This window comes from Lacinutrix gracilariae (assembly GCF_042684485.1).
Lineage (GTDB): Bacteria > Bacteroidota > Bacteroidia > Flavobacteriales > Flavobacteriaceae > Oceanihabitans > Oceanihabitans gracilariae.
Genome location: NZ_JBHULM010000004.1, coordinates 61942 through 81453, shown reverse-complemented (window position 1 = coordinate 81453; position 19512 = coordinate 61942). Strand labels below are relative to the sequence as shown.

Here is a 19512-nt window from a genome sequence, read left to right as displayed (position 1 = left end):
GCGCTTCTTAATGGAAGCGCATTTTTTTTGCATTATAAACAAAAGCTTATTTTAATTTTTAATAAACTTTTTAGTACGTATTGCTGTATCTGTTTCTACTTGTACAATATACATACCTGTTTGTAGTGCACTTACATCTATTGAAGATGCATAATTACTTTGTAATACTCTTCTTCCGTTTACATCATAAACAGTAACTGTTTTTATTGCTGCTGCAGTTTCTAAATGTATGTTTAAAATAGAACGTACTGGGTTTGGTACTATAGAAAAAGAACTTATTTCGTTTTCTTTAACATGCAGTAAATTAGTTAACAGACTTTCATTAACAGTACTTGACTCTTCAATATTAAAAAGAGGTATACTATAGCTTAAAATATTGGTTCTAAAAACCAAGTTTCCGTTACTATTGTCATAATAATAGTACGATATTTGCGTTGCAGTCCCAGCATTTGGAAAAATAGGAGGTAAACTTAATGATGCATTTTGTACTATTTTTAATCTAGTAACGCTTCCGCTGTAAGCTCCTGCTCCTACATCATTTAAATTTAAAGTTCCATAAGCATCTACCGTTTTTATAATATTTCCATCAAAATCACCAGATGTATCTGAAGTAAATGTTCCTGCTACATCATCGGTATTAGTATAACCAAAACTTAGAGGAAAGGCACCAATTAACGCATTATCATCATTATAATTTAAGGTTAAGTCGTCCGTTATTATTCCTGTTATAGAAAGCAGTCCTCCACTTTCACTTAATAAGACACTTCTTTCATAAATACCAGCGGTATTAACAAACACATTGGTAGTATTAGGAAAAGTAGTAAGTTGAGCTGCTGTTGGTAAAACATAAGTATCTATAGAGCTTTCTGTGGTTGTTAAGTCGGTAAAACTCCATGTAGCATTCATTCCTGTGACACTATGATCTATAGTGCCTTCAACAATAGCATATTCTGAATTATTAACACTGTTAAAAGTGCTAATACTTTGCGCAAAAGTATAGCTAGTTATTAGACAAGCTAAAAAAAGTAGTTTTCTTTTCATTTTATAAAGGATTGATTAATAGTAAAATAAAAATACGAAAAGGAATTAGACAAGCTATAATTATACCATAAAAGACCACTAAAAACGTTTAACTGTAAAATAACTTGCTGTATTAACTACAAACCCACAAACATGCTAAAAACAAGCAGCACAAACACATGAAAATCAATTAAATGCACAGTAATAACATTAAAATTTTGTATATTTATGTAATACATTACGCGTACTTAAAATAAGTAAAGCCTCACGTTTACACCATTTTTAGCTTTCCTATTTCTTTATGAAAAAGCTTTATTAACTTAAACTATAATTTCATGAAAAATTTAATTGCAATAGTATTATTACTACTAGTACTGGTTTCTTGTAACAAACCACGTTACACGCAAGACTCACCAGAAATAGACATTGTTAAGTCTGTAATAAATAATTACGACTACCAAAAATGGGATAGCTTAACCATGCATTATGCAGATACAGCTAAGGTATATTACAATACAAGAAACCTGTATTTTACAGCTAAAAGTTTACCTGAATATCACAAAAAAAATGATTCTAGCTTTTTAACTAGAGCTTTTGAAGAAAACCGACGAGAGTTTGAAATGGTTACCGATGATAACGGAAAAAAATGGGTGAATTTTTGGGGAATTTGGGAAGGTAATCTCTTAGAAAACAACAAAAAAATTGAAATGCCTGTGCATATAACCTATCAATTTATTGGAAAAAAAATAGCACTTGAATACGGTTATTGGGATGCGAGCCAGTTAGTATTAGAGCTACAACGATTAGAAAATATGAAGAAAGCAGATACTATTTTTATTAATTAACAAAATAGCACCTGCTTTTTAAATTTAGTTTTTAACCGCACTTTGCTTAGGTAAAGGGTTGGTACCATAGGTATCAAACAAATACACTAACGAAGCCATAGTTGCTGCGCCAAGTTCAAGTTCGCGTTTATTTACAGCATCAAAAGTATCAGTAGCCGCATGATGATGATCAAAATAACGTTGTGAGTCTGGACGCAATCCTGCTAATACATTATTATCTGTTTTTAAAGGACCAACATCTGCTCCACTTCCTCCTTTTTCAAAATAATGAATAAGATACGGTTTAAACAAAGGTTTCCAGCTTAGTACTTGATTAAAGTTAGCATCACTACAATCAAAACTAAAACCTCTTGGTGTAAATCCTCCTGCATCACTTTCAAGCGCAAACACGTGGTTTTCCCCTTTACGTTTTGCTTCTTCTGCATATTTTTTTCCGCCACGTAATCCGTTTTCTTCATTCATAAATAAAACAACACGAATACTTCTTTTTGGTGTAATACCAGATGCTTTTAATAATCTTAAAACCTCCATAGATTGCACAACTCCTGCTCCATCATCATGAGAACCATCACCTAAATCCCAAGAATCAAGATGACCTCCTATTACCATATACTCCTTAGGAAATTCGCTTCCTGTGATTTCACCAATAACATTATAAGACAATACATCTCTAAATTGCGAGCAACTTTGTTTAAAATAAAACTCTAAATCTGCATCTAGTTGTAACGAGGTACTTAACAGTTCGGCATCATTGGTACTAATTGCTGCTGCAGGAATTCTTTTTTCTAATGGTAAATTATCATAAGTCATACTTCCTGTATGCGGAAAATCATCTAAACGCAAAGTCATAGAGCGCACAATAACACCAACTGCACCATATTTTTGTGCTTCAACAGCACCTTGATAACGTTGGTTTACACAGCCACCATAAGCATTAAAAGTGCTAATTAAATCTTCTTGCATAGGTCTGTTATAAAATACAATCTTGCCTTTTATTTGTTCTTCACCAAGTTTTTCTAGTTCTTCAAAATTTTGAATCTCTATCACTTTAGCTTTTAAGCCTAGTGGATTGGTAGCTACAGAACCACCAAGAGCACAAATATTAACATTGGTAGTTTGCTTTTTAGAAGATTCTATAAATGCATATTCTTTGGCTCCACGAACCCATTTTGGCACCATTACCTCTTGTAACCAAACTTTATCTAATCCTAGTTTTTCTAATTCTTTTTTTCCCCATTGCACAGCTAGTTCTGCTTGTAAAGATCCAGATAAGCGTCCTCCTATTTGATTAGACAAATAATCTAACCATTGGTAGCTTTTACCATTGGTTAATGCTTGTTTATATATTTCTTTTAGGTTTTCTTCATCGGTTTGCGAATAGCTTACCATAGCATGTAATGCAAAAAGGAGTAGGATTATTTTTTTCATACGTAATCAATTTTAGGCAATGTAAATTAAAGTTTAAAGGTACTATTTCTATAAAATAGGAATTCTTAAAGAAAGTATAAATAATGCTCTTTTTAAAACAGCAACTACTTTCTATTTTAATCCCTTTTGCAAACTGCTAGATCAAGATATCTAAACAACACTTTAATAACACTTTAGACAATGAAGCATTTAAAATTATTCATTGAACAGGAGTACTACCAAACTATAATCTATTCTGGCACTTTAGAGGTATTCCATCTTAAAATGGTAAACCCAATAATAGCGGAAATAAAGGATCCTATTAGAATACCAATTTTTGCAGAATCCATATACATTGGTGCATCTTGAAAAGCCAATCCGGAAATAAAAATAGACATTGTAAACCCTATTCCTGCTAAAAACGCAACTCCTATTATTTGTTGTACGCCAATATCTTCTGGTACCTCAATAAACTTTAATTTTTTTGCTATAAAAATAACCGTCGGAATTCCTACACTATTACCTACTACCAAACAAATAATTAAATTAGTTATAAGTTGCACATCTAAAGCAACCGCATTATTAAAGGCAACTCCTGCATTGGCAAGCGCAAATATGGGAATAATAAAATAAGCAATCCAACCATGTAAATTATGCTCTAAACGCTGTAATGGAGATTGGTATCTCTCTGTCCAATATTCTAGATTATCTATTTCTTCAATTTGCTCTTTAGTTAAAACAGGATCTTCAGTGATTCTAGCATTTTTAATTTTATCTGCTATTTCCACTAGGTTATTTATAAATTCTGGTGTGTCTACTTTTTGTCTAACAGGAACAGAAAAAGCCAATAAAATTCCTGCTAAAGTAGGATGAATACCTGCTTTTAAAAATAGTGTCCAGATAATTACACCAAAGCCTACAATAAGGTATTTAGAGTAAAAACCTTTATATGCTATAAAGTACAGTATTGCCAATAAGGAGAAAGCACTAAATAGTAGCGTTAAATCAATATTACTACTGTAAAATAAGGCTATTACTAAAACGGCTCCTATATCATCAACAATAGCAAATGCGGTTAAAAATATTTTTAAACTTAAAGGAACACGACTACCTAATACATTTAAAACAGCCAAAGAAAAGGCGATATCTGTTGCCATAGGAACTCCCCAACCTTTAAGTGTTTCTGGGTTATCATTTAAGAATAAGAAAAACAAAACAGGAACTAACATACCTCCTAAAGCTCCAAAAAGCGGAAACGCTATTTTTTTCATCGAGTTTAGTTCTCCTATTAAAAATTCTCTTTTTATTTCTAATCCAATAAGGAAAAAGAAAATAGCCATTAAACCATCATTAATCCATAAAATCAGTGGTTTTTGTAATTCAAAAAAAGGTGTGCTAAATCCAACTTTATATTGCCAAAGCGATTGATAACTGTCTGCATATGGTGAGTTGGCCCAAAGAAGCGCTATTAGAGTAGTTACAAGTAGTAGGATACCACTTAAACTTTCTATTTTTATAAATTTTTGAAATGGTGTGAGAATAATTTTTTTTATCATATAAAACGGTTAAATATTGGTATTATTTACATAAAAGAAAGTTGCTTTTTCCCTGTTGAAATTTTAAAATAAAATTAAAAACAACAAAATAGCAACTACTTAGTTTTTGCAGTAAAATAACAATAAATCAGGAAACCATAAAGTCTATTTTCTTATAATATTCTTAAAGTTTTAGCCTGTATTTTATAATAAACCTATATTTTTTTAACCGTTTTAATATTTACGCAATAAAATTACTTAAACCTATTTTTTTAAACTCATTATTACACCCAAAATAAACGTTCTAGAAACTACTCTTTACTAAGTTCTTCTTTATAATGTTCAATATTAGCTTTTACAGCATCATCTAACTCTGGTTCTTTAATATCACTATATTTTTTTAAGGTATCATACATTATTTTAGCAACAATATATCGTGCTGTTGCTTTATCATCTGCAGGAATATTAAACCAAGGAGCATGTGGCTTAGAGGTTCTGTTTATAGCATCTTCATAACATTCTTGATATGCATCCCAAAGTTTACGTTCTTCTATATCTCCTGGAGAGAATTTCCAGTTTTTAGATTTTTTATTTAAACGACGTAGTAAACGGTTTTTCTGTTCTTCTTTAGATAGGTTTAAAAAGAATTTAAAAATAATTGTTCCTGTTTCTGTTATATGTTTTTCAAAATCATTTATCTGTTTAAAACGCGTGTTCCAGAAAGCATCATCAATATCTTCTAAAGTATTTACTTTTGGTAAATGTTCACCTAAAACATATTCTGGATGTACTCTTGTAACAAGTACATTTTCATAGTGGGTTCTATTAAAAACACCAAACTTACCACGTTCTGGTAACGCTATATAATGACGCCATAAAAAATCATGTTTTAACTCTAAAGATGTTGGCACTTTAAAACTGTGTACTACTACTCCTCTAGCATTAAAATCTTTAAACACTTCACGAATTAAACTGTCTTTTCCTGCAGTATCCATACCTTGAAAGCATACTAAAACGGCATATTTACCATGTGCATAAAGAGTATCTTGTAACTCGCCAAGTTTACGTCTTACTTTTTTTAATTCGTCTTTGATATCTTCTTCATCTGCTTTTAAGTCAAAAGCAGTTTGTAGGTTAGAAATCTCTATTTCTGATTGTATTTTAAAGTCTTTTATTTTTATGTTTTTCAATGGTATGGACATTTTAAGTTATGTTTAAAGATATTAATATTTTTTATTAATATAAATTCTACTACAAAATAGTATAGCTACTCGTTCTATTCCTTTCTTCCTATACAAACACAAACAACACATATAAACAACTGTAATTCAGTTTGTTATAAATATTGTAATTTTAAGATTAGCTAATTAATCATGAAAACCTTTTATTTATATTTATTTCTACTAGTACTGTTTCCGTTTATTGCTTTTTCGCAACAAGAAGATGTGATACCTACTACCATAAAAAACGGAATTACAAAACCTAGTATTTTATCTTCGCATCCTTTTGGTATCTTTTTTTCAAGACTTCAAGGAAACTTTAAAACGCATGCTACCAAACATAGTATGCTGACCATTAGCTTAGAAAGCGCTAATGTTTGGGGACCACCTGTAACTACATATATCCCTAAAAATGAAGCCACAAGAAAGGAAGCAGAAAAATACAACTGGGACTTAAGGCAATATCATTTTAACGTAGAAGAATTAGATGCAGAAATTTTTCAATTGCAAATAGACGGTGTTATTAAAAATATTAAGGCTAATCTTGCTATTAATTTAAAGAAAAACAAAGAAATAGTAATAGCCTTACGTCTTGCCATGCTTTCTAATGGAAAACAGCCTTTTTCTATTTTTACAAGCGATACATTTATTGAAGATTTTCATAGCAAAATTGCAGGAGGAAAAGATCCTTTTGACAGAAAAGTTTTTCAATTAAATGAAGCAGGAATTACATATACAGACAGAAATGGCAATACTGCAAAACTGAAAAAAAACGATGTTTTTATTAGCGGAATAGAAACTACCTGCTATTATTATCCCGAATGGCTAACTAATAAAAATTATTTTATAAATATTGGCACTCACCTTGGCACAAACCTATCTAAGTATAACACCTCAATAGACTTAGGTGTATCTATAAATGCGGTAAAAAAAATACCTTTTAATAACAGAAACTACTCTCAAATAGGAGCTAGTTTAGGCTCCTTAAGAAAAAATGCCTTGCAGCTAAAAAAAGACAATCTAATATTTGGAACCAATAAGTATCTTGCTTTTTTTGAAAGCGCTTTAGAGTATGCTACTATATCTAAAAAGGGAACTACGCATACTATTGGTTTAGACTTTTACATACAAACAAGCTTTAATAAAAGAAAAGAACTAGATTATATTATACCTATTAGGCATCCAGAGGTACATGATGCTTGGGGAATTGGTACTACCAACTTATATAAAAACACTAATTATTGGACTTTGTTATATTCTTTTACCAGAAAGATTACCACTACCTTTTATATACAACAAGACCTTACCGTAAATAACAATCCAGATATACAAACAGGAGTTGCTGTGCTTTTTAAAATTTAAAATACCAAGAGCTTCTATTACTAACAAAAAAAGACACTACGTGTGTAGTGTCTTTTTTAAACTTTAAAGTGTTTTATAATTTACTTACTAGCAAACATTTTTACGTCTTTCTCACTCACTTCTTTTTCACCAAGAATAATTAAACGTTCTACCACATTACGTAACTCACGTATGTTTCCTGTCCAATCATATTCTTGTAATAATTTGATAGCCTTTGCTGAAAAACCTTTTTTTGCAGTGCCTTGCTCGTTCGCAATTTTTCCTGCAAAATATTCTATTAATAACGGAATATCATCTCTTCTATCATTTAAAGCAGGAACTTTTATTAAAATTACTGCCAGTCTGTGGTATAAATCTTCACGAAATCTACCTTCTTCAATTTCTTTTTTCAAGTCTTTATTGGTTGCAGCAACTACTCTTACATTTACTTTAATATCTTTATCACTACCAACACGCTGTATTCTACTTTCTTGTAAAGCACGAAGTACTTTTGCTTGTGCAGAAAGACTCATATCACCAATTTCATCTAAAAAAATGGTTCCTCCATTTGCAGCTTCAAATTTACCTGCTCGGTCTTTATTGGCACTTGTAAACGCTCCTTTTACATGTCCAAAAAGTTCACTTTCTATAAGTTCACTTGGTATTGCTGCACAGTTTACCTCTATCATTGCACCTTTAGAACGATCACTTTTTTGGTGTAACCAATGCGCTACTAATTCTTTTCCTGTTCCGTTAGGACCAGTAATTAACACACGTGCATCTGTTTGTGCTACTTTTTCAATAATTTCTTTAATTTGATTGATAGCATCACTATTACCAATCATTTCGTAGTTTTTGCTAACTTTCTTTTTTAGCCTTTTATTTTCTACAACAAGCTCTTTTCTATCTAAAGCAATACGTACAGTATTTAATAAACGATTTAAATCTGGTGGCTTAGAAATATAATCAAAAGCACCTAGACGCATTGTATTTACTGCAGTATCTAAATCACCATGACCAGAAATCATAACCATTGGTGTTTCTGGTTTTATTTTTTTAGTAGCTTCTAACACTTCAACACCATCCATTTTTGGCATTTTAATATCACAAAGTACTAGATCATAATCTTCTTTCTTAATTTTTTCGATTCCTACTAAACCATCTTCCGCTTCTTCAACGGTATAGGTATCATTTTCTTCAGAAAGTATTTTTACTAATACTCTTCTAATTGCTGCTTCATCTTCAATTACTAATATTTTAGGCATCTTATATTTTTTTTATTTCTGAATAATATGAATATCTCTTTGAGGAAAAGGTATAGATATATTGTTTTCTCTAAATAGTCTATCTATTTCAAAACGTATATCGCTTTTAGGAATAGAGGCTTGAAAGCTATCATTTAACGTAAAAACCAATTTAAAATTTAACGAACTATCTCCAAAATTAGTAAATAATACTAAAGGTGCTGGATGTTTTAAAACCAATTTATGGTTAGAAGCGGCTTGCAAAAGCAACTCTTTTACTAACTGCACATCACTACCATAGGCTACACCAACCTCAACACTTTCCCTTGTGGTGGTTCCGTTTTGCGTCCAATTAAACAAGCTATTAGACAAGAACAAATGGTTAGGTATCACCAAGACTTTATTGTCTATGGTTATAGCTCTTGTGGTACGTAATTTAATTTCCTCTACGCGTCCTACTTTTCCATCTAATTCTATAATATCACCTACATGAACCGATTGGTCTATTAAAATAAATATACCTGAAATAATGTCTTGAAACAGGGTTTGTAATGCCAAACCTATACCAATAAGTAATGCAGCAGATGCGGCAAAAACACCTGTAACGTTTACACCTACAGCATGTAAAGTAACAAGAACTATAATAACATAACTAAACCAAGTAGCATAAGAAAAAACAGCTTTAAATTTTAACTTATCTTCGTCTGGTAACTTTCTCGTTATTAAACGCCTTAGAATTCTTAAAACAATGGTTGCCAATATTAAAATAACAACCAAGAGCAATATGTTTTGTACGCTTATTTCAACATCTTGACTTATTTTAATAGACTTTTTTAATATGTTTTTTATTTCATTCATATTAATACTTAATCCATTTTATAATTTCTTTATAACTAGGCTTTTTTCCATACATTAAAATACCTACTCGGTATATTTTTGCTGCAAACCAAACCGTTAGCATAAAAGTACCAATTAATAATAAAAAAGATACTATTTGTTGCCAAATAGGAACACCAAAAGGAATACGCATTAACATCACTACAGGTGAAGTAAATGGTATAAATGAAAACACCGTAGAAACCGTACCATGAGGATCTTCTATAACAGTAAAAATACCAATATAAACCGCTAAAACTAATGGCATGATAATAGGAAACATAAATTGTTGTGTATCTGTTTCGTTATCTACAGCTGCACCAATTGCGGCATATAAAGAACTGTATAACAAGTAACCAGCTATAAAAAAGAAGATAAATGCAAAGACAAGGTTTGCTATGGGTAAGTTCCAGAAAGCAAGCATTGCATTTTGCATTTCTACTGCTACTTCTGGGTTATCTATAGCTTGCTGCATCATTTCTTGCTGTGGTGATTGTTGCATAAGGTCTATACCTAAAATTGCAGAAACTACAGTCATTAAAATGCTTCCTATAAGAATCCAAATTACAAATTGTGTAATTCCTGCTAAAGAGGTTCCTATAATTTTACCAAGCATTAATTGTATTGGTTTTACAGATGAAATGATAACTTCTATAATTCTGCTTGTTTTTTCTTCTATAATACTTCGCATAATCATGTTACCATAAATAATAATAAACATGAATAGTAAGTATCCTGCTGCTAGACCAAAACCTAATTTAAAATAACTATCTATTTTAGAGGTTTTCTCGCCTATAAAACTTTCTTGTGCAATATTTACACTAGTTTTTGATGCGGATAACTTACTTAAATCTATACCTTGTTGCTGTAACTTAACGTCTCTTAATTTGTTTTCTAACTTGCTTTCTAAACCAGTCATTACAGACAAAGAAGGTGTTTCTTTAGAGTAGAATTTAATATGCGTTACTATAGCTGCAATACTATCTTGCTTTGGTATATATAGCAAACCATAAGTTCCTGCTTCTTCTACAATAGTTTTTGCTTCGTCTAAAGACACATTACTAAGTATATTATAAGTAGTATGCTCTGTATTCTGAAAAATTTCGGTAACCAAACCAGATGCATCTAATACAGAAATGGTTCTCGTTTTATTGTTATTTAATTGCGATAAGTAAGCTACAACTGCAATAAGTGCTATAAAAATAATAGGACTTAAAATAGTCATAATAATAAACGATTTGTTTTTAACTTTTGTTAAATACTCGCGTTTTATAATAAGTGGTAAATGGTTCATAAATTAATTATTCTTAACTGCTTGAATAAAAATATCGTTAGCACTAGGTATTAACTCTACAAAATGAGACACTTCTCCTTTAGTAGTTAAATAGCTTAATAAATGGTTTGCGGTTTCGTTTTGGCTAAGCTTTATATTTAGTTTTAACTCATCGTTTAACGATTTAAAATCGGTAAGTGAGGTATCAAATTTTTTCGATATCGTTTCAGCAAGTGCTATTTTATCACTTGTTTTTATACCAACCTCAAAGGTATTGGTTTTATATTGTCTTTTAATATCTGTTAGCTTACCATCTAATATTTTGTTAGACTGATGAATTAAGGCAATATGATCACACAGTTCTTCTACAGACTCCATTCTATGTGTAGAAAATATTACGGTTGCACCATTGTCTTTTAAATGTAAAATCTCGTCTTTAATTAAATTGGCGTTTATAGGATCGAATCCTGAAAAAGGCTCATCAAAAATTAACAGTTTTGGTTCGTGCAACACAGTTACCACAAACTGTATTTTTTGCGCCATTCCTTTAGAAAGCTCTTGAATTTTTTTGTTCCACCAATCGCCTATTTCTAAACGTTCAAACCAATATTTTAATCTTTTTTTTGCTTCAGCTTTACTTAAACCTTTTAATTGTGCTAGGTATAAAGCTTGCTCTCCTACTTTCATCGATTTATATAAACCACGTTCTTCTGGCAAGTAACCAATATTCTGCACATGATGGGCTTGTAGTGGTTCTCCGTCTAAAATTACATGACCAGCATCTGGCATGGTAATTTGGTTTATAACACGTATTAATGTTGTTTTTCCAGCTCCATTAGGTCCTAATAAACCAAAAATGCTTCCTTTTGGTACTGCAATGGATACGTTGTTTAACGCTGTAAAATCTCCAAAGTTTTTAGAAACTGCATGTGCTTCTAAGAGGTTTTTCATAATTTATTTTTAGTAATACCAAACTTCTTTATTGGTAATATATAAGGGTTGTAAATATAGAAAATGTTACATGGATTAGCATGCTATATTTTAAATTTAAAGATACCAAAAAGAGTTTAAAGTAGCAGTATAATGAAGATAGCATTTAGTACAGACAAGAATTGCCATAAAAAACAAAACCCACCCTTTTACTTGTGGTGAAAGGATGGGAAAAAATTGCTATGAAAAAGAAAAATTACCACTAAAATTAATTAGTGATAATCAAATATACTATTTTTTGCTAAATAAATGTTAATGTAACAAGATTAGTTCAAAATTCTTTATAAAAAAATTCCACTTCAGGAAGTGGAATTTTTATCTTTTGCATAGTTTTACTATGAAAACATGTCTTTTACTTTTTCAAAAAAAGATTTATCTGTGCTTTCTGGTTTAGGCATGAAATGCTCATCATCACGCATCGTTTCAAAGAAATCTTTTTGTTGCTTATTTAAAGTTTTAGGCGTCCATACATTTACATGTACTAGTAAATCTCCTTTACCATATCCATTAATGCTTGGTATTCCTTTTCCGCGTAAGCGTAAAATTTTACCAGATTGTACACCTGCTTCTACTTTAATACGCACTTTACCTGTTACTGTATCTATTTCTTTTGAAGTACCAAGAACAGCATCTGGAAGACTTACATATAAATCATAATGTAAATTATCACCTTCACGTTGTAAGCTTTCATGTGCTTGCTCTTCAATAGCTACTAACATATCTCCAGAAATACCATTTCCAGGAGCCTCGTTACCTTTTCCGGCTACTTTAAGTTGCATACCATCTACAACACCTGCAGGTATTTTAATAGAAACCGTTTCTTCTTTAATAATTAAACCATGTGCATCTGCATCTGCTGGTTTTTTATCTATAGTTTGTCCTGCTCCACCACAAGCATTACATGTAGCAGCTGTTTGCATTCTTCCTAAAATAGTATTGGTAACTCTAGTAACTTGACCTGTACCATGACAAGTAGAACAAGTTTTATAGGTAGTACCAGGAGCTTGAACTTTACGTTTTACTTTTATTTTCTTTTCTACACCATTAGCAATTTCTTCTAGCGTTAGTTTTACGCGAATTCTAAGGTTACTACCTTTAACTCTACGTTGACCTCCTCCGCCAAAACCACCAGAGAAGCCTCCTCCTCCGCCAAAAGCGCCACCAAAAATATCTCCAAACTGGCTGAATATGTCATCCATATTCATGTTTCCGCCACCACCAAAACCACCAGAGCCATCAAATGCTTGATGCCCAAATTGGTCATAACGTGCTTTTTTGTCTGCATTACTTAAAACTTCATAAGCTTCTGCAGCTTCTTTAAATTTAGATTCTGCATCTTTATCATCTGGATTTTTATCTGGATGAAATTTTAAAGCCATTTTTCTGTAGGCTTTTTTTATTTCTGCAGCTGTTGCACTTTTACTTACTCCTAATATTTCGTAATAATCTCTCTTTGCCATAGTTCTTTTAGCTTTCAGTTTTGTAGTAACAGTCTACGCTTTTACGATTTCTGTATACCTTTTACTGAATACTTATTTATTTTAATTTGCAGATTCTGCATACTGTTGTAGTAATTAATTACCAACAGCATACTGTTTTATTGTCCTATTACAACTTTTGGATAACGGATTACTTTTTCTCCTAATCGGTATCCTTTTTCTACTACATCAATTACTTTTCCTTTTAAATCTTCTGAAGGTGCAGGAATTTGAGTAATTGCCTCATGATCATCAGCATTAAAGGCATCTCCTTTTTCTACTTTAATAGCCTCTAATCCTTTCTGCTCTAAGGTAGAAAGTAATTTTTGATAAATTAAATGTACTCCTTTACGTAATTCTTCTGCTTCTTTATCTTCGTCAATATGCGTTATAGCACGCTCAAAATCGTCTATAATAGGTAAAAGTGACACCATTACATCTTGACTTGCAGTTTTAAACAACTCAATACGTTCTTTAGAAGTACGCTTTTTATAGTTTTCAAACTCAGCAAAAAGACGTAAAAACTTATCTTTTTCTTGTTGTAATTCTCCTTGTAGTTGCTCTTCAACAGATAACTCTTGGGTTTCTGCTGTGGTTTGTTCAACTTGCTCTTCTATAACTTCTTCTTTATTTTTCTTGCTCATTTTTGTACCTAGATTTTAAATACTTTTTTAAAGATGGCAAAAGTACTGCCATTATTATAAAAATGTCAAAATGTCATTGATTTTTTTTTAGTTATTTTTTATTTAACTAGTTTAACAATTTGTATTTTTGTTATTTAACACTAAAAAACAAATAATAATTATGAAAAAACAAGTTTTAAATATTTTTACGGTTATTGCATTATGTACTGCTGTAGTTGGTTGTAAAAAAGCAAAAGAAGCAAACACAAGTGAAGCCGAAGCTGCTGCTGTAAGCGAAAGCACTACCCAAAAATATGTTGCTAATGTAACAGAATCTACTATTGAGTGGAAAGGTTTTAAACCAACTGGTACACATAATGGTACTGTAGCTATTGAAAGTGGTGTTTTTCATGTAGATAATGGAACTTTGCAAAGTGGTACTTTTTTAATTGACATGACCTCTATAAACGCTATAGATGTTGAAGGAGATCAAAAAAAGAATTTAGAAGCGCATTTAAAAGGTACTGTTGAAGGTAAAGAAGGTGACTTTTTTGATGTTACCAAATTCCCAAGTGGAGCTTTTGAAATTACAGGAACTCAGGCTGCCGAAGCTGGTAAAACAATGCTTTCTGGTAATTTAGCTTTAAAAGGAAACAAACATAATGTTACTTTTCCTGTAACAATTACTACAGAAGGTGATTTTATTACTATTACAAGTGATGCTTTTTCTATTGATAGAACAAAATGGGGAATTAACTATGGTTCTAAAACAATTTTTGATAACCTTGGAGACAAGTTTATTAATGATGAAATGGAGTTAAAAATAACTGTTAAAGCTAAAAAAGCTTAATTACATCTATTTATATTTTTATAAAGCCATACTTTTTTAAGTATGGCTTTATTTTTGCTCACAGTTAAGTATAAAACAATAATTTACAACCACTTAACCGTTAAATACGGAATATACTTGTAGTTTATCGAATAATTAACACGTATCCTTACATTAAGTGTACTTTTTATAAATTAGTATGTTATATTTATTTCCCATAATTATGGAAAATGAAGCCTTAAATTTAAAATTACGTAATGAAATTTATTTTTACCTTTTTATTTGTATTTACCTATATCTCAACAGCATTTAGCCAAGAGTCTAACACCTTAAGTTTCGCTAATTTTGAAACTGATTTTTTTACCTACAAACCAGAACAAAAAAAATCGGTAACCAATGACCATTTTAGCTTTGCCGAATACGTGATTGCAGAAACTAAAAAATCTTTAAATAATGAGGTTAGCAATTACAATGTAATTCACTACTGGAATATACTAACTGCTTTAGATATGCTTAAAGAAGATAAAGGCACGATTCTTTTAGCGTTTCAAAAAATGGCAGAATTAGAAGGTAGCTGTAAGTATATAGTAAATTATAAAGACAAGATTTCTTTTTATAAAACCATTACAGGAATGTATGAGCACTACTACTCGCAATGCAAAAAAAGAGACACCTTAGTAGGCACCAATTAATTACAGTACTTTTGTAGCTCTAAGCATATGCCTTTTTCCTGGAGGTCCTTGCAAACGTTTTAAATTAAAACCAACATTTCTTAAGGCTCTTTTTACACTGCCTTTTGCGGCATAAGTTACCAAAACACCATTCTCTTTTAATGCTGTATACATGCTTTTAAAAATTGCTTCTGTCCATAATTCTGGTTGTACTTCTGCGCCAAAAGCATCAAAATAAATAATATCAAAAGCGTTCTTTTCGCTTATTTCCGAAAAATCTTTCTGCTCTTTTATTAAATCAAAATACTTAGTAATTGCTGCTTTATTTTCCCAAGGTATGGCATGTAACTTATTAAAAGCAGCTTCTTGATGTAATGCATTTAATTGCGAAACATAGTTTAATTGCTTTAACTCTGTTGCTAAAACAGGAAAAGCCTCTACGCCTTTATAGGTAATATTAAGCTGCAATCTTTCGGCCTCTAGCAAGGTCATAAAAGCATTTAAACCAGTACCAAAGCCTATTTCAAGAATAGAAATAGGCTTTGCTTGGTTAGTATCTATATAATAATGCAATCCGTTTTTAATATATACATGCTGTGCTTCTTGAATAGCACCATGTGTAGAATGATATTGTTCATTCCATTCTGGAATATGAATAGTTGTAGAACCGTCTTCAGTAATAATTATTTTACGTTTCAAAAGAACAACTATTGTATTAGTAGTTTTTTAATTCTTGGTATAGGTCCTGTACATTCTGTTTGATGACAAGAGATACATACATTTACAGCATTATTAAATCTATCTTCAATAGGAAGACTAGATGCTGTATTGAAAATTTCTTTTTCTGCCGACACAAATAGTGCGGAAAAGGATTGAAATTTTTGGTTTCTAGCTTTAAAATCAGAAAGTTCTGCTGTATGAATATTTAAAAAATCGGTAGGAAACTCTGTAGGTATTTCACCTGCAAGAATTTCTTTTTTAATTTTTAAGTTATGTGCATACATCTGGTTCATGAGTATTGCCATTTCTGATGGCTCATACATATCATACACCTTTTTTTCTTTAGTTTCTTCTTGTTTTGTTTTACTAGTACAACTTAGTAAAAAAGTAAAACAAAAAAACAATAGTACATGTTTCATTGTAATTATTCTTCAACAATTAAAACACCATCAGCCTCAAAAGAATAAGTTTTTTCTGCTGCTGTTATTTGTGCAATCTCTTCTTCGGTTTTTCCTGCATCTGCAGCATAATGACGAAGTTCTTCAACAGGCACTTCATTTACATATGCTTTACCATTTACAATAACTTCTTGTCCTGCAATGTTTTTAGGCATAAAAAAACCGTAGTCTTTAAATTTAACCATTACCTGCTCACCATTGTCTAAATTTAATTTCATCCAACATCCTTTAGCTTGACAAACCGCATCTACTTTGGCTTTCATTTTAGTGTTTATACTATCGCCAACTTCCATTTTTTCATATTGCGCTGTCATAGACGCAGAAGACAAAGCATCATCTGCTTTAATTTCTTTCCCAAAAGATGCGTAGCTAATTTCTTTTGCTTCTGGAGCTACAACAGTTTCTTTTTTAGCCTCTTCTTTACAAGCTACAAACACAGATAGAAGTGCGGTAATACATATAATTTTTTTCATTGTAATAAAATTGATTTTGAATATTTTGCCCTAAAGGTAGTGCTTTTTTAAAAAATAATTAATCTTTTTTATACCACTATAATTCTGTATTTTTGTAGGAATTAAACAGCTATTAAATATGAGTAATACAATTGTAAACGAAATGAAAATAGTAAAAGCAGAAAGCTCAAAAATACAAGATGTAGATTTTGATAATATAGATTTTGGTCGTGTGTTTACCGATCATATGTTTTCTTGCGATTTTAAAGATGGAAAATGGCAAACACCAGAAATAACACCTTATCAGCCACTAACAATTGATCCTTCTGCAAGGGTTTTTCATTATGGGCAAGCTGTTTTTGAAGGAATGAAAGCCTTTAAAGACGATAAAGATGCTGTATGGTTATTTAGGCCTGAAGATAATTTTAACAGAATAAACATTTCTGCTAAAAGACTAGCAATGCCAGAATTTCCAAAAGAATACTTTTTTAATGGATTAGAAACCTTATTAAAATTAGATAAGGAATGGGTAAAAAAAGGAGACGGTAACGCGCTTTATATTAGACCTTTTATTATTGCTTCAGAGCCTGCAATTTCTGCATCTCCAGCAGAGGAGTACAAATTCATGATTATTTGCTCTCCTGTTAAAGCTTATTATAAAGACAAAATAAAAGTGGTTATAGCAGAAAAATATAGTCGTTCTGCAGATGGTGGTGTTGGTTTTGCTAAAGCTGCTGGTAATTATGCTGCACAGTTTTACCCAACAAAACTAGTACAAGAAACAGGTTTTCATCAAGTAATTTGGACAGACGCAAATACGCACGAATACTTAGAAGAAGCTGGAACTATGAATATCTTTTTTAGAATAAATGATAAACTAGTTACTGCGCCTACAAGTGATAGAATTTTAGATGGTATTACTAGAAAGAGTATCATTCAAATTGCTAAAGACAATAATATTGAAGTAGATATACGTCCTGTTACAGTTAAAGAAATTAAAGAAGCTGCCAAAGACGGAAGTTTAAAAGAAATTTTTGGTAGTGGTACTGCTGCAGTGGTTAGCCCTATTTCTGCGTTTAAACATGGAGAAGAAGTTTTTGATGTTGTAGAACCAGAAAATACTTATCATGGTATGTTTAAAAGACAACTTATGGATATACAATACAATATTGCAGAAGATAAACACGGATGGCGTTATAAAATATAACACCTATCTTATTTACAAGATAAAAAAAAGAGAAGCTACTGCTTCTCTTTTTTTATTTGGTATACTTTCTTTTTATTTATCTAATATCTCAGAAATATTCGGTTTAAAATAATTTGGACCTTTAAGTACTTTTCCGTCTTCTCTGTAAATAGGCTGTCCGTCTTCCCCAAGCTTACTCATGTTGCTTCGTTGTATTTCATTAAATACCTCTTCTATTTTATCTTGCATACCATGCTCTATAATAGTACCACAAAGTATATACAACATATCTCCTAAAGCATCAGCAACCTCAACCAAATCATTATTATTTGCTGCTTCAAGGTATTCTTCATTTTCCTCTTTCATTAAATTAAAACGAAGCGTGTTTTTAGCTTCTCCTAAATCTGCTTTTGGCGCTTCTCTATGCCCTATTTTAAAAGCAGTATGAAATGCTTTTACTGCTTCAATTTTATTTTTCATATAAATTTTTATTTTTCCTTTCCATAAAAACGGAAATCTTATGGTTTTGTTTCTTAATTTTGCATAAAAGTATAGATATGTTTAGTAATGGTCAAATGGTTTTCGGAATTTTATTTGCAATCGCATTTATTATAGCGCTTGTGTACACTTACCGAAAAGACTTAAAATTACACAAACGTTACTACAAAGGAAGCATTTGGGTTTTACTCGCTTTTATTTGCTTTATTCTATTTATTGTATCTATTAAATACTTCTTTAAGTAATTCAATAATTAATTTCGTTTTCTACCTATTTTTTCTTTAGACTAAAAGAAATAATGCGTAATATTTTTAAAATACCTAGTAATGGGTATATTTACATATCTCTATTTATGAGAGATTTACGCTATTATTCTAACCTAACCAGTTCTTTTTTATGAAAACGAAACTATCTTTTCTAATTCTGTCTTTTATTGTATTCCATTTCAACGTCTCTTGTTTGGGTTCTAAAGAAAGCACAATGGATTTAAAAACATCTTTTTGCGAAAACCCTTGTGCCATAACCAATAAATGCGAATATAACACAGAAACAGGTACAGCATCTTGGGAAGTAATAATACCAGATGGTGGTAAACTTAGCGCTAAAAGCCAATCTGGTAACACCATTACCTATACTTGTACTGGAGGAAATGGCAATACCTCTAAAGTAACTTTAAAACAAGATACCGCAAAAGGCTTATCTAAAAACCCACAATCAAAACTTATTATTATTGTTACTTATGAAGCCTGTGATACTGAAGAACTACTAACAAAAAAGAAAACTTCGGTAGTGCAAGGATCTCCTTTCAACAACCCAACCTGTTATTAATATAATTGTAAAAAGTTG

General features: G+C 31.1%; 20 protein-coding genes. 6 read left to right on the top strand and 14 right to left on the bottom strand.

Going from position 1 to position 19512, the window contains the following annotated elements; all coding sequences use genetic code 11:
• Positions 1-51: 51 nt before the first annotated feature.
• On the bottom strand, positions 52-1041 hold the full coding sequence (locus tag ACFSSB_RS02215) for a T9SS type A sorting domain-containing protein (RefSeq protein ID WP_379900497.1): 990 nt from the start codon (positions 1039-1041) through the stop codon (positions 52-54).
• Positions 1042-1355: 314 nt separating this feature from the next.
• On the opposite strand from ACFSSB_RS02215, the gene ACFSSB_RS02210 reads away from it, so the two are divergent.
• Positions 1356-1865: a nuclear transport factor 2 family protein gene (locus ACFSSB_RS02210; protein ID WP_379900495.1), complete on the top strand. Its 510-nt coding sequence runs from the start codon at positions 1356-1358 to the stop codon at positions 1863-1865.
• A gap of 24 nt (positions 1866-1889) precedes the next feature.
• Here ACFSSB_RS02210 and ACFSSB_RS02205 read toward each other — a convergent pair whose 3' ends face one another.
• From ACFSSB_RS02205 to ACFSSB_RS02195, 3 genes are all read right to left on the bottom strand, one after another.
• Positions 1890-3293, bottom strand: a complete 1404-nt coding sequence (locus tag ACFSSB_RS02205; RefSeq protein WP_379900493.1) for a M20/M25/M40 family metallo-hydrolase — start codon at positions 3291-3293, stop codon at positions 1890-1892.
• Between the two features lie 230 nt (positions 3294-3523).
• Positions 3524-4828, bottom strand: coding sequence for a Na+/H+ antiporter NhaA (gene nhaA / locus ACFSSB_RS02200; RefSeq protein ID WP_379900491.1), 1305 nt, complete (start codon positions 4826-4828; stop codon positions 3524-3526).
• A 290-nt stretch (positions 4829-5118) separates the two neighbouring features.
• Positions 5119-5997, bottom strand: coding sequence for a PPK2 family polyphosphate kinase (locus ACFSSB_RS02195; protein WP_379900489.1), 879 nt, complete (start codon positions 5995-5997; stop codon positions 5119-5121).
• Between the two features lie 183 nt (positions 5998-6180).
• Between ACFSSB_RS02195 and ACFSSB_RS02190 the strand changes: the two genes are divergently transcribed.
• Positions 6181-7389, top strand: coding sequence for a hypothetical protein (locus ACFSSB_RS02190; protein WP_379900487.1), 1209 nt, complete (start codon positions 6181-6183; stop codon positions 7387-7389).
• Between the two features lie 80 nt (positions 7390-7469).
• Here the strand turns inward: ACFSSB_RS02190 and ACFSSB_RS02185 are convergent, their stop codons facing one another.
• The 6 genes from ACFSSB_RS02185 to ACFSSB_RS02160 form a co-directional block, all read right to left on the bottom strand.
• Entirely contained in the window at positions 7470-8633 is a 1164-nt protein-coding gene (locus ACFSSB_RS02185) for a sigma-54-dependent transcriptional regulator (protein WP_379900485.1), read from the bottom strand.
• A 12-nt stretch (positions 8634-8645) separates the two neighbouring features.
• Positions 8646-9470 carry a mechanosensitive ion channel family protein gene (locus ACFSSB_RS02180; protein ID WP_379900483.1) on the bottom strand — a complete coding sequence of 275 codons (825 nt, stop codon included), beginning with the start codon at positions 9468-9470 and terminating at the stop codon, positions 8646-8648.
• Between the two features lies 1 nt (position 9471).
• The gene (locus ACFSSB_RS02175; protein WP_379900481.1) at positions 9472-10782 is read right to left on the bottom strand and encodes an ABC transporter permease; all 1311 of its coding nucleotides are present in this window, start codon (positions 10780-10782) and stop codon (positions 9472-9474) included.
• 3 nt (positions 10783-10785) lie between these two features.
• Positions 10786-11712 carry an ABC transporter ATP-binding protein gene (locus tag ACFSSB_RS02170; protein WP_379900479.1) on the bottom strand — a complete coding sequence of 309 codons (927 nt, stop codon included), beginning with the start codon at positions 11710-11712 and terminating at the stop codon, positions 10786-10788.
• Positions 11713-12086: 374 nt separating this feature from the next.
• Positions 12087-13211 (bottom strand): molecular chaperone DnaJ, encoded by a 1125-nt coding sequence (dnaJ, locus tag ACFSSB_RS02165; RefSeq protein ID WP_379900477.1) that lies wholly within the window; start codon positions 13209-13211, stop codon positions 12087-12089.
• Positions 13212-13348: 137 nt separating this feature from the next.
• Positions 13349-13873, bottom strand: coding sequence for a nucleotide exchange factor GrpE (locus tag ACFSSB_RS02160; protein ID WP_379900475.1), 525 nt, complete (start codon positions 13871-13873; stop codon positions 13349-13351).
• Between the two features lie 160 nt (positions 13874-14033).
• On the opposite strand from ACFSSB_RS02160, the gene ACFSSB_RS02155 reads away from it, so the two are divergent.
• Both ACFSSB_RS02155 and ACFSSB_RS02150 read left to right on the top strand, forming a co-directional pair.
• Complete coding sequence (locus tag ACFSSB_RS02155; protein WP_379900473.1) at positions 14034-14702, top strand: YceI family protein; 669 nt, start codon at positions 14034-14036, stop codon at positions 14700-14702.
• A 236-nt stretch (positions 14703-14938) separates the two neighbouring features.
• On the top strand, positions 14939-15373 hold the full coding sequence (locus tag ACFSSB_RS02150; RefSeq protein WP_379900471.1) for a hypothetical protein: 435 nt from the start codon (positions 14939-14941) through the stop codon (positions 15371-15373).
• Here the strand turns inward: ACFSSB_RS02150 and mnmD are convergent, their stop codons facing one another.
• From mnmD to ACFSSB_RS02135, 3 genes are read right to left on the bottom strand one after another with little or no spacing between them, the layout of a single operon-like run.
• Positions 15374-16051 (bottom strand): tRNA (5-methylaminomethyl-2-thiouridine)(34)-methyltransferase MnmD, encoded by a 678-nt coding sequence (mnmD, locus tag ACFSSB_RS02145; protein ID WP_379900470.1) that lies wholly within the window; start codon positions 16049-16051, stop codon positions 15374-15376.
• 8 nt (positions 16052-16059) lie between these two features.
• Positions 16060-16491, bottom strand: a complete 432-nt coding sequence (locus tag ACFSSB_RS02140) for a hypothetical protein (RefSeq protein WP_379900469.1) — start codon at positions 16489-16491, stop codon at positions 16060-16062.
• A 5-nt stretch (positions 16492-16496) separates the two neighbouring features.
• Positions 16497-17003 carry a DUF4920 domain-containing protein gene (locus ACFSSB_RS02135; RefSeq protein WP_379900467.1) on the bottom strand — a complete coding sequence of 169 codons (507 nt, stop codon included), beginning with the start codon at positions 17001-17003 and terminating at the stop codon, positions 16497-16499.
• Between the two features lie 118 nt (positions 17004-17121).
• Here ACFSSB_RS02135 and ACFSSB_RS02130 point away from each other — a divergent pair, with 118 nt between their 5' ends.
• Positions 17122-18189 carry a branched-chain amino acid aminotransferase gene (locus tag ACFSSB_RS02130; protein ID WP_379900465.1) on the top strand — a complete coding sequence of 356 codons (1068 nt, stop codon included), beginning with the start codon at positions 17122-17124 and terminating at the stop codon, positions 18187-18189.
• Between the two features lie 72 nt (positions 18190-18261).
• Here the strand turns inward: ACFSSB_RS02130 and ACFSSB_RS02125 are convergent, their stop codons facing one another.
• Positions 18262-18648 (bottom strand): pyrophosphohydrolase domain-containing protein, encoded by a 387-nt coding sequence (locus tag ACFSSB_RS02125; RefSeq protein ID WP_379900463.1) that lies wholly within the window; start codon positions 18646-18648, stop codon positions 18262-18264.
• 414 nt (positions 18649-19062) lie between these two features.
• Between ACFSSB_RS02125 and ACFSSB_RS02120 the strand changes: the two genes are divergently transcribed.
• Positions 19063-19494 (top strand): hypothetical protein, encoded by a 432-nt coding sequence (locus ACFSSB_RS02120; RefSeq protein WP_379900461.1) that lies wholly within the window; start codon positions 19063-19065, stop codon positions 19492-19494.
• The last annotated feature ends 18 nt before the right edge of the window (positions 19495-19512 follow it).

Excerpts from the sequence above, each read along its gene's own strand:
- ACFSSB_RS02215 (WP_379900497.1), bottom strand. The coding sequence starts at position 1,041 with ATGAAAAGAAAACTACTTTTTTTAGCTTGTCTAATAACTAGCTATACT.
- ACFSSB_RS02210 (WP_379900495.1), top strand. The coding sequence starts at position 1,356 with ATGAAAAATTTAATTGCAATAGTATTATTACTACTAGTACTGGTTTCT.
- ACFSSB_RS02205 (WP_379900493.1), bottom strand. The coding sequence starts at position 3,293 with ATGAAAAAAATAATCCTACTCCTTTTTGCATTACATGCTATGGTAAGC.
- nhaA (WP_379900491.1), bottom strand. The coding sequence starts at position 4,828 with ATGATAAAAAAAATTATTCTCACACCATTTCAAAAATTTATAAAAATA.
- ACFSSB_RS02190 (WP_379900487.1), top strand. The coding sequence starts at position 6,181 with ATGAAAACCTTTTATTTATATTTATTTCTACTAGTACTGTTTCCGTTT.
- ACFSSB_RS02185 (WP_379900485.1), bottom strand. The coding sequence starts at position 8,633 with ATGCCTAAAATATTAGTAATTGAAGATGAAGCAGCAATTAGAAGAGTA.
- ACFSSB_RS02180 (WP_379900483.1), bottom strand. The coding sequence starts at position 9,470 with ATGAATGAAATAAAAAACATATTAAAAAAGTCTATTAAAATAAGTCAA.
- ACFSSB_RS02175 (WP_379900481.1), bottom strand. The coding sequence starts at position 10,782 with ATGAACCATTTACCACTTATTATAAAACGCGAGTATTTAACAAAAGTT.
- ACFSSB_RS02170 (WP_379900479.1), bottom strand. The coding sequence starts at position 11,712 with ATGAAAAACCTCTTAGAAGCACATGCAGTTTCTAAAAACTTTGGAGAT.
- dnaJ (WP_379900477.1), bottom strand. The coding sequence starts at position 13,211 with ATGGCAAAGAGAGATTATTACGAAATATTAGGAGTAAGTAAAAGTGCA.
- ACFSSB_RS02160 (WP_379900475.1), bottom strand. The coding sequence starts at position 13,873 with ATGAGCAAGAAAAATAAAGAAGAAGTTATAGAAGAGCAAGTTGAACAA.
- ACFSSB_RS02155 (WP_379900473.1), top strand. The coding sequence starts at position 14,034 with ATGAAAAAACAAGTTTTAAATATTTTTACGGTTATTGCATTATGTACT.
- ACFSSB_RS02150 (WP_379900471.1), top strand. The coding sequence starts at position 14,939 with ATGAAATTTATTTTTACCTTTTTATTTGTATTTACCTATATCTCAACA.
- ACFSSB_RS02140 (WP_379900469.1), bottom strand. The coding sequence starts at position 16,491 with ATGAAACATGTACTATTGTTTTTTTGTTTTACTTTTTTACTAAGTTGT.
- ACFSSB_RS02135 (WP_379900467.1), bottom strand. The coding sequence starts at position 17,003 with ATGAAAAAAATTATATGTATTACCGCACTTCTATCTGTGTTTGTAGCT.
- ACFSSB_RS02130 (WP_379900465.1), top strand. The coding sequence starts at position 17,122 with ATGAGTAATACAATTGTAAACGAAATGAAAATAGTAAAAGCAGAAAGC.
- ACFSSB_RS02125 (WP_379900463.1), bottom strand. The coding sequence starts at position 18,648 with ATGAAAAATAAAATTGAAGCAGTAAAAGCATTTCATACTGCTTTTAAA.
- ACFSSB_RS02120 (WP_379900461.1), top strand. The coding sequence starts at position 19,063 with ATGAAAACGAAACTATCTTTTCTAATTCTGTCTTTTATTGTATTCCAT.